Annotated in this window: 13 protein-coding genes and 1 tRNA gene; 9 read left to right on the top strand and 5 right to left on the bottom strand. The window is 72.2% G+C overall.

Annotated features, from left to right (window positions below):
* Window positions 1-94: 94 nt before the first annotated feature.
* A complete protein-coding gene (locus ACLV7J_RS03775) occupies window positions 95-1,507 on the top strand; it encodes a 16S rRNA (cytosine(967)-C(5))-methyltransferase (RefSeq protein ID WP_411867777.1) in 1,413 nt (470 codons plus the stop codon).
* Between the two features lie 24 nt (window positions 1,508-1,531).
* Here the strand turns inward: ACLV7J_RS03775 and ACLV7J_RS03770 are convergent, their stop codons facing one another.
* The 3 genes from ACLV7J_RS03770 to ACLV7J_RS03760 are packed head-to-tail and all read right to left on the bottom strand — an operon-like array spanning window position 1,532 to window position 4,850.
* Window positions 1,532-3,637 carry a PBP1A family penicillin-binding protein gene (locus ACLV7J_RS03770; protein WP_411867776.1) on the bottom strand — a complete coding sequence of 702 codons (2,106 nt, stop codon included), beginning with the start codon at window positions 3,635-3,637 and terminating at the stop codon, window positions 1,532-1,534.
* Complete coding sequence (gene chlG, locus ACLV7J_RS03765) at window positions 3,634-4,581, bottom strand: chlorophyll synthase ChlG (protein ID WP_411867903.1); 948 nt, start codon at window positions 4,579-4,581, stop codon at window positions 3,634-3,636. The genes ACLV7J_RS03770 and chlG overlap by 4 nt, the downstream gene beginning before the upstream one ends.
* A 56-nt stretch (window positions 4,582-4,637) precedes the next feature.
* Window positions 4,638-4,850, bottom strand: a complete 213-nt coding sequence (locus tag ACLV7J_RS03760; RefSeq protein ID WP_255128353.1) for a DUF2862 domain-containing protein — start codon at window positions 4,848-4,850, stop codon at window positions 4,638-4,640.
* A gap of 110 nt (window positions 4,851-4,960) precedes the next feature.
* On the opposite strand from ACLV7J_RS03760, the gene hisF reads away from it, so the two are divergent.
* The 5 genes from hisF (at window position 4,961) to glyQ (ending at window position 8,760) form a co-directional block, all read left to right on the top strand.
* Entirely contained in the window at window positions 4,961-5,746 is a 786-nt protein-coding gene (gene hisF, locus ACLV7J_RS03755; protein ID WP_411867775.1) for an imidazole glycerol phosphate synthase subunit HisF, read from the top strand.
* Window positions 5,747-5,839: 93 nt separating this feature from the next.
* Entirely contained in the window at window positions 5,840-6,166 is a 327-nt protein-coding gene (locus ACLV7J_RS03750; RefSeq protein ID WP_411867774.1) for a hypothetical protein, read from the top strand.
* Window positions 6,153-6,866, top strand: coding sequence for a bifunctional demethylmenaquinone methyltransferase/2-methoxy-6-polyprenyl-1,4-benzoquinol methylase UbiE (gene ubiE, locus ACLV7J_RS03745; RefSeq protein WP_411867773.1), 714 nt, complete (start codon window positions 6,153-6,155; stop codon window positions 6,864-6,866). Before ACLV7J_RS03750 ends, ubiE begins: the two co-directional genes overlap by 14 nt.
* Before the next feature lie 120 nt (window positions 6,867-6,986).
* Entirely contained in the window at window positions 6,987-7,733 is a 747-nt protein-coding gene (locus tag ACLV7J_RS03740; RefSeq protein ID WP_411867772.1) for an EAL domain-containing protein, read from the top strand.
* 121 nt (window positions 7,734-7,854) lie between these two features.
* The gene (glyQ, locus tag ACLV7J_RS03735; RefSeq protein WP_411867771.1) at window positions 7,855-8,760 is read left to right on the top strand and encodes a glycine--tRNA ligase subunit alpha; all 906 of its coding nucleotides are present in this window, start codon (window positions 7,855-7,857) and stop codon (window positions 8,758-8,760) included.
* A 4-nt stretch (window positions 8,761-8,764) separates the two neighbouring features.
* Here glyQ and ACLV7J_RS03730 read toward each other — a convergent pair whose 3' ends face one another.
* A complete protein-coding gene (locus ACLV7J_RS03730; RefSeq protein ID WP_411867770.1) occupies window positions 8,765-9,529 on the bottom strand; it encodes a LysM peptidoglycan-binding domain-containing protein in 765 nt (254 codons plus the stop codon).
* Between the two features lie 80 nt (window positions 9,530-9,609).
* On the opposite strand from ACLV7J_RS03730, the gene ACLV7J_RS03725 reads away from it, so the two are divergent.
* Both ACLV7J_RS03725 and ACLV7J_RS03720 read left to right on the top strand, forming a co-directional pair.
* On the top strand, window positions 9,610-11,652 hold the full coding sequence (locus ACLV7J_RS03725) for a ComEC/Rec2 family competence protein (RefSeq protein ID WP_411867769.1): 2,043 nt from the start codon (window positions 9,610-9,612) through the stop codon (window positions 11,650-11,652).
* Window positions 11,653-11,754: 102 nt separating this feature from the next.
* Window positions 11,755-11,839 (top strand) — tRNA-Ser (locus ACLV7J_RS03720).
* 88 nt (window positions 11,840-11,927) lie between these two features.
* On the opposite strand, the gene ACLV7J_RS03715 is transcribed toward ACLV7J_RS03720, so the two are convergent.
* On the bottom strand, window positions 11,928-12,374 hold the full coding sequence (locus ACLV7J_RS03715; protein WP_411867768.1) for a TspO/MBR family protein: 447 nt from the start codon (window positions 12,372-12,374) through the stop codon (window positions 11,928-11,930).
* Window positions 12,375-13,282: 908 nt separating this feature from the next.
* Between ACLV7J_RS03715 and ACLV7J_RS03710 the strand changes: the two genes are divergently transcribed.
* Window positions 13,283-13,471 (top strand): hypothetical protein, encoded by a 189-nt coding sequence (locus ACLV7J_RS03710; protein WP_411867767.1) that lies wholly within the window; start codon window positions 13,283-13,285, stop codon window positions 13,469-13,471.
* Window positions 13,472-13,500: the final 29 nt, after the last annotated feature.

The following is a 13,500-nucleotide window of genomic DNA, read 5'->3' as shown; positions in this document are numbered from 1 at the left end:
CGTCATCAACTCTTGGCATCATGGCGGAGCTGGAGGGTGTTGGCCCCCTCCCGCCCCCGGGCGGCTAGTTGTGGAGCATCCCAGCCGCTCCCGTTTGTCTTCGTCCTCAGCCGCCGCCTCCGCCCCCCAGCCCGCTTCCCCGCCGGCGAACGCCGCCACCGCGGACTCCACCGCCATCGGCCTGGCGCCGCGGCGGGTGGCCTGGCAGGTGCTGCAGGCGGTGGCGGCCGGTGCCTACGCCGATGGGGCCCTGGAGCGGGAGCTGCAGAAGGCGGCCCTGACGCCGGCGGATCGGGGCCTGGCCACCGAGCTGGCCTATGGCGCCATCCGCCAGCGGCGCCTGCTGGATGCCTGGCTGGATCGGCTCGGCAAGGTGCCCGCCGCCCGCCAGCCGCCCAAGCTGCGCTGGCTGCTGCACCTGGGCCTCTACCAGCTGCTGGCCACCGAGCGGGTGCCGGCCTCGGCGGCGGTGAGCACCACGGTGGAGCTGGCCAAGCGCGGCGGGCTGGCCAAGCTGGCGCCGGTGGTGAACGGCCTGCTGCGGGCCTGCCTGCGCCAGCGGCAGGCCGGCCAGGCCCTCGTGCTGCCGGCCGATCCCGCCGCCGCCCTGGCGATCCGCCGGTCGCTGCCGGAGTGGCTGGCGGCTGAGCTGCTGCGTTGGCTGCCGCCGGAGCAGGCCGAGGCCTTCGGGGTGGCCGCCAACACGCCGCCGCCCCTGGATCTGCGCGTGAATCCGCTGCGCAGCAGCCGCGAGGCGGTGCTGGCGGCCTTCGCGGCGGCCGGGGTGAAGGCCGAACCGCTGGCGGATCTGCCCGCCGGCCTCACCCTCACCGGCCGCAGCGGCGATCTGCGCCAGCTGCCCGGCTACGCCGAGGGCCACTGGTGCGTTCAGGACCGCGCCGCCCAGCGCATCGCCCCGCTGCTTGATTCCCAGCCCGGTGAGCGGATCCTCGATGCCTGCGCCGCTCCTGGCGGCAAGAGCACCCACTTGGCCGAGCTGATGGGCGATCGGGGCCTGGTGCTGGCCCTCGATCGCGGCGAGGCGCGCCTGCAGCGGCTGCGCCGCAACCAGCAGCGCCTCGGCCTCAGCTGCATCGAGCCACGGGTGGGGGATGCGGCGCACCTGGCCGACACCCTCGCCGCCGAAGCGGCGGAGCAGAGCGGCGCCGGGCCGGTGTCGTTCGATCGGATCCTGGTGGATGCGCCCTGCTCCGGCCTCGGCACCCTGGCCCGCCATGCCGATGCCCGCTGGCGCCTGGAGCCCGCCGCCATCGAGGAGCTGGTGGTGCTGCAGCGTCAGCTGCTGGAGGGGTTGATCCCCCTGCTCAAGCCAGGCGGCCGGCTGGTGTACGCCACCTGCACCGTGCATCCGCGCGAGAACGGCGAGCTGATCGAGGGCTTTCTGGCCGATCACCCCGGCTGGCAGCTGTTGGAGCGCTGGCAGCTCTGGCCGCAGCCGGGGGCCGGTGATGGCTTCTTTGCGGTGGCGCTGCAGGCGCCTGGCTAGGGCTGGCGGGCCGTGGCCCTGGCCTCAGGGCAGGGGCGGCGGTGCCACCGGCGGAGCGGCGGGGGCCACGGGGGGTGGCGGTGCCACGGGCGGCGGGGCGGCGGGGGCCGGAGCGGGGGCTGGCGCCGCCGGAGTGGGCGTGGATTCGGGTTTCGCCGGGGCCGGCTCAGGCAGAACCACCGGATCCGGCACCGCCTCGCTGGGCCGGCCCGACTGCTCGGCCGCCGGTTCCCAGCGCCGCTCGGGCCCGCGGGCCTCAGGCTCCGCTGGTTTGCCCCAGAGCCGCGGTGCAGGCCCCTGCTCCCGCGGCTTGAACTTGCCCGTGAGCACGGGCTTGGGTGGGAAGGGCCGCACCGGCAGGTCCTTCACGATCGGGGCCATGTAGTCGCGCCAGGCGTAGGTGGCCAGCACGCTGGTGCTGCCGGTGCTGCGGTTGTTGTCGTAGCCCAGCCACAGGCCGGTGGTGAGCTGGGGGATCGAGCCGATGAACCACAGGTCGCGGCCGTTTTCGGAGGTGCCCGTCTTGCCGGACACGGGACGGCCGCCCAGGGAGGCGCCGGTGCCGGTGCCGCCGCTCACCACCTTCTCGAGCATCCACTGCATCGCATCGGCGATGTCGCTGTCCACGGCCCGCTTGCCCCGATCGCCATCGACGCGGCGGCTCCACAGCAGTTCGCCGTTGGGCCCCTGGATCTCCTCGAACGGCGTGGGGCTCACGTACACGCCCCGGTTGGTGATGGCGGCGTAGGCGGCCGTCATGTCGAGCACCGTCTGCTCGTAGGCGCCGATCGCCATCGGGTAGAAGCGGCCCAGTTCCCGCGTGATCCCCAGGCTCTTGGCGGTGGCGATCACCGGATCGAAGCCCAGCTTCTGCAGCAGCCCCACCGCCACCGTGTTGAGGGAGTTCTGCAGCGCCACCCACATCGGCACGTTGCCCATGTAGCGGTTGCTGAAGTTCTTGGGGCAGTAGCCGGCAAAGCAGCGGGCCGCATCCAGCACCGTGTCCTCCGGTTTCATCCCCTCCTTGAGGGCCGTGAGGTACACGAACAGCTTGAAGGTGGAGCCCGGTGAACGCAGGGCCTGGGCGGCGCGGTTGAACTGGCTCTTGCTGTAGTCCTTGCCGCCCACCATGGCCCGCACCAGGCCCGTACCCGGCTCGATCGACACCAGCGCCCCCTCCATGGCGCCGGGGGTGTGGGCGTTGATCGTCTTCTGGGCCTGCTCCTGCCACGCCAGATTCAGGCTGGTGCGGATCGTGAGGCCGCCCACCTCCAGCTGCTCAGGGCTGAGCACCCGCGGCAGCTCCTGGGCCACCCAGCTGGTGAAGTAGGGGGCGCGGCTGGTCCAGTACTTCGGCTCGGCGGGCCGCAGCCGCAGCGGCTCGGCGTTGGCCGTGGCCAGCTGGGCGTCGCCGATGAAGCCGGCCTCGCGCATGCGCCGCAGGACTGTGGCGCGGCGCTGCAGGGCCAGATCCGGATTCACCAGCGGTGAATACACCGAGGGGGCCGGCGGCAGTCCGGCGATCAGGGCCGCCTCCGGCAGGGTCAGCTGGGATGGCGTCTTGGAGAAATAGATCCAGGCCGCATCCGCCACCCCGTAGGCGCTGGAGCCCAGATACACCACATTCAGGTATTGCTCCAGGATCTGCTGCTTGCTCAGCTGGCGCTCGAGCTTGCCCGCCAGCGCCGCCTCCTTCAGCTTGCGGATCAGGGTGCGGTCCTGGCTGAGGAACACCGTGCGGGCCAGCTGCTGGGTGATCGTGCTGGCGCCCTCCTCCACGGAGCCGCGGGTGAGGTTGCGAACCATGGCCCGGGCGATCCCCACGGGATCCACGCCGTCGTGCTGGTAGAAACGGCGATCCTCGGCGGCGATGAAGGCCCGCTGCAGCAGCTGGGGCATCTGGCCGCTGCTCACCTTCTCGCGGGTGGCTGGACCCAGCTTCTGGATCACCTGCCCGTCGGCCGAGAGCACGGTCACGGTGCCGGGACGGTTGAAGGTGTTGATGCGGCGCACCTCCGGCAGCAGGCCGTCGATGCCGGACACCAGGGCCGCCTGCCCCAGGGCCACCCCCGCTCCCACTCCCGCCGCGGCCAGGCCGGTGAGGATCAGCTGGCGGCGGCGCCGGGTCACAGGGTCAGGGGCAGGGAGGCGGAGGGCAGCACCAGGGCGCTGTGGCCGATGGCCAGGGCGGTCACCAGCATCCCGAGCACCAGGAACGGCTGGGCACTGGCCTGGTACTTCACGTCAAAGGCCACGGGGTCGCGCAGCAGCCAGATGTCCTGGAAGGTGATCTGGGGAACGATCAGCAGCACCAGCAGCACGGCGGCGAAATGCTGGCCGATCGCGATCAGCACGGCAACCATCGCCAGCTGGAAGCCGTCGATCATCGCGGCGCTGATCCAGCTGGCCTTCTCAATCCCGAACACCACCGGCAGGCTCTGCAGGCCGAGGGCCCGATCGCCCTCCACGCTCTTGAAGTCGTTCACCACGGCGATGCCCAGGCCGGCCAGCGAGTAGGCCAGGGTGAGCAGGGCCGTGGTCCAGGTGAGCTGGCCGAACAGGGCCTGGCCGGCCCACCAGGGCAGGGCGATGTAGCTGGCGCCCAGGGCGTAGTTGCCGAGCCAGCCGTTCTGCTTGAGCTTCAGCGGGGGCGCCGAATAGATGTAGCTCACAAACGAACCGCCCAGGGCCAGCAGCAGCAGCACCGGCGTCTGGTGGCCAGCCCAGAGGTCGAGCCCGTAGGCCACGGCCAGGCCCGCCAGCAGCAGGATCCAGATCTGCGCTTTCACCTGGCCCAGCGGGATCGCCCCGGAGGGGATCGGCCGGTAGGGCTCGTTGATCGCGTCGATCTCGCGGTCGTAGTAGTCGTTGATGGTCTGGGTGTAGCCGGCCAGCAGCGGCCCGCTCATCAACATGCAGGCGAAGGACGCCCCCACCTCACCCCAGGTCCAGTGGAAGTTGCCCGAAGCGGCGGCGCCGCACAGCACGCCCCAGATCAGCGGGATCCAGGTGACCGGCTTCATCAGCTGCAGCCGGATCTTCCAGATGTTGCTGGTGCCGGCGGCACCCTTCATGCCCAGCAGCTGGCGGGCGCCGGCGCCCGTGGCGGCGGTGGGGTTGGGGGAGTCGCTCACGCGGCGGTGATCTCGTCGTCGAAGAACCAGGTGCTGCCGCCGTTGGCCAGCTGCACCACCACGCCGATGCCCTTGCCGTCGGTCACCTTGAAGTCGGTGACGGTGCCGGTGGCATCCGCCTGCAGCGCCGCCACCAGGTCGGCGGGGATGCGGTCGCGCACCCGGGTGACCCGCACCTTCGAGCCGATGGTGATGGCAGCCTGGGACATGGACGGCGCTACTGGAAAAGTGGGGCCAGGTTAACCCGCTGGCCGCTGGTCTTCCGGCGCGGTTCCCGGAGCCCGCTTGCTCCCCTGCCCCTCTTGTCTTCTGCCCCGCCATGGTCGCCAAACGGATCATCCCCTGCCTCGACGTGGCCGACGGGCGGGTGGTGAAGGGCGTGAACTTCGTGGGCCTGCGCGATGCCGGCGACCCGGTGGAGCTGGCCTGCCGCTACAGCGCCTCCGGCGCCGATGAACTGGTGTTCCTCGACATCGCCGCCAGCCACCAGGGCCGCGCCACCCTGGTGGACCTGGTGCAGCGCACCGCCGAGGCCGTGACGATCCCCTTCACCGTGGGCGGCGGCATCAGCAGCGTGGAGGGGATCACCGAGCTGCTGCGGGCCGGCGCCGACAAGGTGAGCCTCAACTCCTCGGCCGTTCGCGATCCGCAGCTGGTGGCCCGCGGCGCCGAGCGCTTCGGCTGCCAGTGCATCGTGGTGGCCATCGACGCCCGGGCCCGAACGGACGGGGGCTGGGATGTGTTCGTGAAGGGCGGCCGCGAGAACACCGGCCTGGATGCGGTGGCCTGGGCCCGGCAGGTGGTGGGCCTCGGGGCCGGCGAGATCCTGCTCACCTCCATGGATGGCGACGGCACCCAGGCCGGCTACGACCTGGCCCTCACCCGGGCCGTGGCCGAGGCCGTGGACGTGCCGGTGATCGCCTCCGGCGGCGCCGGTTGCATCGACCACATCGCCCAGGCCCTCGACGATGGGCTCCAGGGCGGCAAGGCCGCGGCGGCCCTGCTGGCCTCGCTGCTGCACGACGGGGTGCTGACGGTGGAGCAGATCAAGGTGGATCTGCTGGGGCGGGGCCTGACCGTGCGGCCGTTGGAGGCCCTCGCCTGAGGGCCATCCCTTTGGCGCGCCACCGGCATGCCGGCGCGGCGCACCGTTACGGCTCGTTACATTGAGAAGACCACGAGCCCGGTCGGCGCCGCTGTGACGACCTTTCTGCACGCCCCCTCCCCCGCCCTGGCTCTGGTGATGGTGTCGGCCGTGGTGGCGCTGGTGGCCTGGGCCCTGCAGCTGATGCAGGCCGCCAATGACCGCGGCGAGTTTGGGCTGATGCTGGCGGGCTGCATGGTGTGCTCCGCCGCCGTGGGCCTGGCCACCGTGATGGTGCTGAGCGTCACCGGCCCGGATCGGCTGGCGGCCCAGGGCTACGCCCCGGGCGGCGCTCCCGCCGGCTATCGGGCCGACAGCGCGGGCGTGAGCCTTGATTCAATTTCCCTGCCCTGGGATAACGGCCTCGATGCGGCCCGGTGACCCCCAGGCGGTGCGCGACCTGTTCGAAGAGATCGCTCCCGCCTACGACCGCCTCAACGACACCCTCAGCCTGGGGCTGCACCGGCTCTGGAAGCGTCAGGCCGTGGCCTGGCTGCAGCCGCGGCCCGGCCAGCGCCTGCTGGACCTCTGCTGCGGCACCGGCGACCTGGCCCTGGTGCTGGCCGGCAAGGTCCGCCCCGGGGGCCTGGTGCTGGGCCTCGATGCCGCCGCGGCACCCCTGGAGCGGGCCCGCCGCCGCGCCGCCGCCCAGCCCTGGCTGCCCGTGGAGTGGCGCCAGGGCGATGCCCAGGCCACGGGCCTGGCCGAGGGTTGGGCCGATGGCGCCGTGATGGCCTACGGCCTGCGCAACCTGCCCGATCCCGCCGCCGGCCTGGCGGAGCTGCGCCGGCTGCTGAAGCCCGGTGGCCGGGCCGCCGTGCTCGATTTCAACCGCCCCGATCCGGCCAGCCCCGCCGGCGCCGTGGCCGCCGGCTTCCAGCGCCTCTACCTGCGCCGGCTGGTGGTGCCCCTGGCGCGCCGCGCTGGCCTGGAACCCCACTACGCCTACCTGGAGGAGAGCCTGCGGCGCTTCCCCACCGGGCCCGAGCAGGAGGCGCTGGCCCGCGCCGCCGGCTTCGCCTCGGCGCGCCACCGGCGGCTGGCCGGCGGCCAGATGGGGCTGCTGCAGCTGGTGGCCTGAAAGGCGGCCCGGCTCAGCTGGGATGAGCCCCTGGCGTGACGATCTGGCGAGGACCGTGCGCCGTCGCTACATTCAGCGTCTCTCTGCACCGGCACTGCCCCCAGGTGGTTGCCCGAGGCCTTGGAAAACTTCCATATCCAGCCCATCGTCGATCTGGCCACGGGCCGCGTCTGTGGCGGCGAGGTGCTCTGGCGCCCCGGCGACAATGCCCCGAGCCCCGAGGACCTCGAAGCCCTGGAGGAGGATCCCTCCTTCAACATCGCCCTCACCCAGGATTCCTTCGTCTTTGCCCTGAAGCTGCTGGATCGGCTCCAGTCGAATGTGTGGCTGTCGGTGAATCTCTCCAGCCGCTACATCGGCTCGGGCAAGATGTTCTTCCGCCCCATCTCCCGCGCCGTCGCGGACCTGGACACCCTGCGCCGCAAGGTGGGTAAGCGCCTGGTGGTGGAGGTGACCGAGAAAGGGATCGCTGGCCCCAGTGAATCCCAGTTCCTCAATGAGCTGGCCCTGCTGCACAGCATCGCCGTTGACGACTTCGGCACCGGCGATGCGCCCCTGTCCCACATGCTCAACCTCACCTTCCAGAAGGTGAAGGTGGATCGCTCCGTGATCTCCGGCATCGACTCCGACAGCTACCGCCAGCGCTTCCTGCAGTGGCTGGTGGCCGGCTGCCATGCCATCGGCGTGGACGTGTGCGCCGAGGGGGTCGAGACCGAATCCGAACTCGCCTACCTGCGCCGCATCGGCGTGAACCAGGGCCAGGGCTGGCTGTGGAGCAAGGCCGTGCCCGCCGAGCAGTTCGAGACCCTCGCCGTGCCCGTCGAGTCGATCACCCAGTCGCTCGGCCGTCTGCTCAACGCCTCCTGAGCGGGTTCCGGGCCGGGATCAGCCGGCTGGTCTGGGATCATCGGGGGATCGCCCGTGGCGACCGGATCCCCGCGCCGCGGGGCAACGGCCGCGATGCCCGGGTCGCCGCCGGATCGAGCCGATGCATTTCCAGGACATCATCCAGACCCTCAACCGCTTCTGGGCGGAGCGCGGCTGCCTGATCCTGCAGCCCTACGACACCGAGAAGGGCGCCGGCACCATGAGCCCCCACACGGTGCTGCGGGCGATCGGCCCCGAGCCCTGGGCGGTGGCCTATCCGGAGCCCTGCCGCCGGCCCACCGATGGCCGCTACGGCGACAACCCCAACCGGGCCCAGCACTACTTCCAGTACCAGGTGCTGATCAAGCCCAGTCCGGACGGGATCCAGGAGACCTACCTGGCCTCCCTGGAGGCCCTCGGCATCCGCGCCGCCGACCACGACATCCGCTTCGTGGAGGACAACTGGGAATCGCCGACCCTCGGCGCCTGGGGCGTGGGCTGGGAGGTGTGGCTCGACGGCATGGAGGTGACCCAGTTCACCTACTTCCAGCAGTGCGGCGGCATCGACTGCCGGCCCGTGTCGATCGAGATCACCTATGGCCTCGAGCGGCTGGCCATGTATCTCCAGGACGTGGAGAGCATCTGGGATCTCAGCTGGGACGGCAACCGCTCCTACGGCGACATCTGGCTGCCCTTTGAGAAGGGCCAGTGCACCTACAACTTCGAGGCCTCCAACCCGGAGCGGCTGAAGCAGCTGTTCGCCATCTATGAGGCCGAGGCGGCTGATCTGGTGGCGGCGAAGCTGCCCGCCCCCGCCCTGGATTTCGTGCTCAAGTGCAGCCACACCTTCAACCTGCTGGAGGCCCGCGGCGTGATCTCCGTGACCGAGCGCACCGCCACCATCGGCCGCATCCGCCACCTGGCCCGTCAGGTGGCCGAGGCCTGGCTGGCGGAGCGCGAGGCCCTGGGCTTCCCCCTGCTGAGCGAGGCCCAGCGGGCCGCCCTGGCGGCCCCGCTGGCGGCCTGAGCCGCTAGGGAACCGGCGCCACCGGCAGGGCCGGGCCGTCGAGGGTGTTGCTGCAGAGGTCCAGCACGATCCGCTGGCCCACCGTGCCCGGGGCCGGCACCTCCCAGCCCTGCCAGATGCCGCCGATGCGCCAGTTCTGGCGCAGGGTCTCGCACTGCACCCCCACCGCCGAGGCGGCGGCCCCCCGCAGCCCAAGGTCCGTGGCGGAGGGCTTCACCAGGGTGATGCGCACGCCGCCGGGGTGCAGGCGCCAGCCGGCCCAGTCCACGGCGGTGGCGTTGAACCACTTCCAGCGGGCCTGGCCCGACTGGTCCCGCAGCTCCAGCTCCGCCAGGTCGCGCCGCTCGGCGGGGCTCAGCAGCAGGGCTGCCGCCGCCGCCGCGCCGCTGCCATCGGGTGGTGGTGGGGCCAGGCCTCCCGCTGCGGTTGCGCCGCCGCCGCTGGGCGTGTTCGGTGTGGCCGATGGCCCCGGAGCGGGCAGCCGCAGGATCTGACCGATCTGCAGCAGGGCCGGATCGCTGATGCCGTTGAGGCGGATCAGGGCCTCCAGGGAGACGCCGTGGGTCAGGGCCAGCTGCTCGAGGGTGTCGCCCTCCACCACCCGGATCGTGCGGGCCTGGGCGAGGGCGGCCGGCGCCAGGCCGGCGCTGAGGCCGAGGGCCGCGCTGAGCAGCAGCGGCAGGGCACGGAACCGCGGGGCTCGCCTGGGGCCCGTGGGCCGTTCGATCCCGGCCCCCCGGCGGTCGGCGCGATGGCTGAACTGGCCCACGGTGTGTGCTGGCGGGAGTCCGGCTCCCAGGGAGCGCGGCCGAACCCTAGGGGAACCCTCAGGACTCTGCCCCCGGCCCCATGCCCGCCCGTGTGGTGTCCCTGGCCCTGGCGGCCCTGGCGGCCCTGGCGCTGGGGGTGCTGCCCCTGGCCTGGCCCCTCAGCCTCGTGGGTCTGCTGGCCCTGGCGGTGGCCGTGCTGCTGCCGGGCCGCCGGCGCGATGGACCGGATCGGCAGGGCCTGCGGCCGCGCCTGGCCCTGCTGCTGGCCCTGGTGCTGCTGCTGCTGTGGGGCCAGCTGCACCGCCCCCAGCCCGGCCCGCGGGATCCCTCGCGGCTGATCCCGCCCGGCCAGGAGGCCGTGGCGGTGCGGCTGCGCGGGCGGCTGCTGGCCGATCCCCAGCCCACAGGCTCGGGTGAGGGCTGTCGGGCGCTGGTGCAGCTGGCCGGGGCCCGCAGCGAGCTGCAGTTCGACCCCTGCCCCAGGCTGCAGCAGGGCTGGAGCCTGGAGGCGGAGGGGCAGCTGCGGCGGCCCCGGCCCGCGCCCCATCCCCTGCTGGCCGGCCCGGCCGAGCGGCTGGCCCGCCAGGGGGCCTGGAGCCTGCTGCGGGTGGAGCGCTGGCGGTTGCTGGAGCGCCCCGCCACCCCCATCGCCGACCTGCGCCGCCGCATGGCCGCCGCCCTGCTGGCCGTGGGCGGGCCCGATGCCGGCGGGGTGCTGGCCGCCCTGGTGCTCGGCAGTGCCGTGGTGCCGGTGCCCCTGGCGGTGCGAGAGGCCTTCCGGGTGGCGGGCCTCTCCCATGCCCTGGCCGCCAGCGGTTTCCACCTCACGGTGCTGCTCGGGGCCGTGATGGCCGTGGCCCGCCACGGTCCGCGCCCGCTGCGCTGGGGCCTGGCCCTGGGCGCCATGCTGCTGTTCCTGCTGCTGGCGGGCCCCCAGCCCTCGGTGGTGCGGGCGGTGCTGATGGGGGCGATGGCCTTCCTGGTGCAGGAGAGCGGGAGGCGCAGCCGGCCCCTGGGGGTGCTGCTGCTGGGCTGTCTGGCGATGGTGCTGGTGGCGCCGGCCTGGCTGCTGGATGTGGGCTTTCAGCTCAGCGTGGCGGCCTGCGCCGGCCTGATGCTCACGGCCCGCCCCCTCGAGGAGCGGCTGGGGGGGCGGCTGCCGCGCTGGGTCGCCGTCGGCGTGGCGGTGCCCCTGGCGGCCTCGCTCTGGACCCTGCCGCTGCAGCTGCTGCACTTCGGCGCCCTGCCCTTGTATGCGGTTCCGGCCAACCTGCTGATCGAGCCCCTGCTCACGCCCCTCACCCTCGGGGCGATGGCGATGGCCGTGGCCGCCGTGCTGGCGCCGCCCCTGGTGGGGCTGTTGGCCCTGCCGCTGCTGCCGCTGACGCGGCTGTTCCTCTGGCTGGCCCAGCGGTTCGCCGGCCTGCCCCTGGCCCAGTGGCAGCTGGGCAAGATGTTGCCGCTGCTGGTGCTGCTGTTCACGCTGGGCCTGCTGCCCTGGCTGCTGCCCCTGCAGCCCGGCGTTCAGGCCTGGCGCCGCCCCGGGGCCCTGCTGCTGGCGCTGGCCCTGGCCCTGCACCTGGCCCTGCTGGGCGGCGACCAGTTGCTGTTGGTGCATGAGGGTCGCCGCGACCTGCTGGTGGCCCGCCACGGCGGCCGCGGTGCCCTGGTGAGCCGCAGCGCCGATGGCCTCAGCTGCGGCCGCGCCCGCCAGCTGGCCCTCGGCCTCGGCCTGCAGCGCTTCGACTGGATCCTGCTGCTCGACGGTGTGGGGGCCGAGCAGCCCGGCTGCTGGCGCGCGATCAGTCCCACCGTGCTGGCCCCGGGCGATGGCAGTCCGCCCCTGGCGCCGGGCCAGCGGCTGGCCAGCCCCGGCCTGGCGGTGACGGCCCTCGCCGCCGACAGCCAGGCCCTGCTGCTGCGCTGCGGCCGACTCGCCTGGGCGCTCCTGCCCGACCGCCAGGCCCTGTGGAGCTGGCGCCGGCTGCCGCCCCAGCCCGTGCAGGGGCTGTGGCTTGGCTTCCATCCCCGCCAGGTGGAGCGGCGGGCCCTGCCCCGCTTGGATCCCGGCCGGCTGTGGATCAGCGCCGCCGGCGCCGCCGGTGGATGGCAGCAGAGCTGAGGGGGCCCACCGATCCCTAAAGTGCTGGCGATCCGCCTGGCGGATCCGGCCTGAGGATCACCGCCTGCGGGGTTTGCCCTGCGATCGGCCCTGGGAGCTGTTGGAGAGGTGGCTGAGTGGTCGAAAGCGAACGACTCGAAATCGTTTGAAGGGCAACCTTCCGTGGGTTCGAATCCCACCCTCTCCGTTCTCCAGACGTCCTGAGACGGGTCAGACGGTCTGCCCGGTCAACCGTCTGCCCCGTCACCGGTCGCCCCGCGAATCCCTCGCCCAGCTCAGCGGTTGAGCCGCTGCATCTGCCAGGTGACGGCCGTGCCCACCGGGCTCCACAGCAGGTAGGGAATCAGCAGCAGCCAGGCCGGTTGGGACTGGGGGGCCACCACCACCGCCAGGGCCACACCCCACACCCAGCCGGCAAAGCCGATCCGGGTGCCGTTGCGCAGGCAGCGGGTCTTGCAGATCAGCCAGGTGTAGCTCTGCACCAGCAGCAGCAACCCCAGATAGGCCGCCATCAGGGCCCAGCTGCTGGTGGCGGCCCAGCTCAGCAGCGCTGAGGCGTAGAAGCAGGCGTAGATGCCGATCCAGATCAGCGGAATCAGGCCCTCAAAGGTGAGCCAGGCGGGGCGCCGCAGGCGCAGAAACCAGGCGAAGTCGTCGCGGCTGGGATTGAGGGCCCAGCCCACGGCCCCCATCACCAACAGGATCACGACGGCTGCGATCACGCCTTTGTCCCAGATCAGCTCCAGCCTGGCCGCGACGGCGCTCGTTTGGTGGTGGTCCGCAACTGTGTCGCGGGGTTCATCAAGAGCTGTGTCTGCCGATGACGAGCGGTGTCGACTGTGTTGATCCCCGTTGCCCCATGGCGGGCGGCGGGCTGATCGTGATGGCATCGGGATTCGGAGGCTCCATTGATGGACGACACCCCCCCGGACCAGCGGTCAGGAGCGCGCTGACGATCCGGCCCCTGCTCCAACACTCTCGACGGATCTCTGGCTTCCCTGGCGTGCCCTGGGCCTCTGCCCTGCATGGCCGCCGTCCACTGCACCGTTCACGGCCTGGCACTGCCCCGGTCCCAGGTGCCCCGGACTCGATGGGACGCCCCTCTTGACACCTGGCCCCAGGTGCCAGCGCCGGCAGCTCCGCCATCACCCCGTTCTGCTTCACCACCACAGCCAGCCAACGCCAAGCCAACCCAGGAGTTCGCTGATCGCATCGATCAGCTGTCACTGATCCAACGTCACTGATCCACTGTCACTGATTAGCTGTCATTAACCGGTTGCGGGGATCACCCCGCAGGGATCATGGCTGTGGTCCTGTCCACCCATTGGAGAGCGAATCAGCCTCGATTCAGCACAATCCAGCGCCCAGCTGTGTCTCGCCCAACGGGCGTCCGAACAGCTCGGCAGACAGAAGCCCGGGGCCCACGCTCCGGGCTTTGTTGTGCTCCTCCCGGCGTCGGAGTGCCTGCCCAGCCCTCCCGGTGCCGCAGGTTTCGGGGTGGTGTTGAGGTGTTGGCTGGCGTCCCGCTGGTCGAGGTGACTGGGGATCGATCGGCCTGAACCCCCCATGGCGGCTGGTCGCCCAGCCGCTGGGTCTGGGCGATGCTGCTGGCCTGCGATGCCCCGAGCCCATGGCCGCCAATCCTGAGAAGCTGGGCCGCTTTCTGCTCCGCGGCCTGCGCATCGGCGCCAGCACGGTGTCGATCGTGGAGTTGCTGCGCAGCGACTGGGCCGGCGGCATCACGGCTGGCGTGGCCTGGCTCGTGTTTCTGCAGGTGGAGCGGCGGCTGCCGCCGGTGAGCGAGGAGCCTGCGGACTGACTCGCAGCCCGGCACTGCCGGCGCCTCTG

Source organism: Vulcanococcus limneticus LL, from assembly GCF_943369875.1.
Lineage (GTDB): Bacteria > Cyanobacteriota > Cyanobacteriia > PCC-6307 > Cyanobiaceae > Vulcanococcus > Vulcanococcus limneticus_A.
This window is presented reverse-complemented; position numbering and strand designations above follow the sequence as displayed.

Bases quoted from the DNA above. Each gene is read 5' to 3' on its own strand.
- chlG (WP_411867903.1), bottom strand. From the start codon at position 4,581: ATGAAGGGTGCCGCCGGCACCAGCAACATCTGGAAGATCCGGCTGCAG.
- ACLV7J_RS03760 (WP_255128353.1), bottom strand. From the start codon at position 4,850: ATGTCCCAGGCTGCCATCACCATCGGCTCGAAGGTGCGGGTCACCCGG.
- hisF (WP_411867775.1), top strand. From the start codon at position 4,961: ATGGTCGCCAAACGGATCATCCCCTGCCTCGACGTGGCCGACGGGCGG.
- ubiE (WP_411867773.1), top strand. From the start codon at position 6,153: ATGCGGCCCGGTGACCCCCAGGCGGTGCGCGACCTGTTCGAAGAGATC.
- glyQ (WP_411867771.1), top strand. From the start codon at position 7,855: ATGCATTTCCAGGACATCATCCAGACCCTCAACCGCTTCTGGGCGGAG.
- ACLV7J_RS03725 (WP_411867769.1), top strand. From the start codon at position 9,610: ATGCCCGCCCGTGTGGTGTCCCTGGCCCTGGCGGCCCTGGCGGCCCTG.
- ACLV7J_RS03710 (WP_411867767.1), top strand. From the start codon at position 13,283: ATGGCCGCCAATCCTGAGAAGCTGGGCCGCTTTCTGCTCCGCGGCCTG.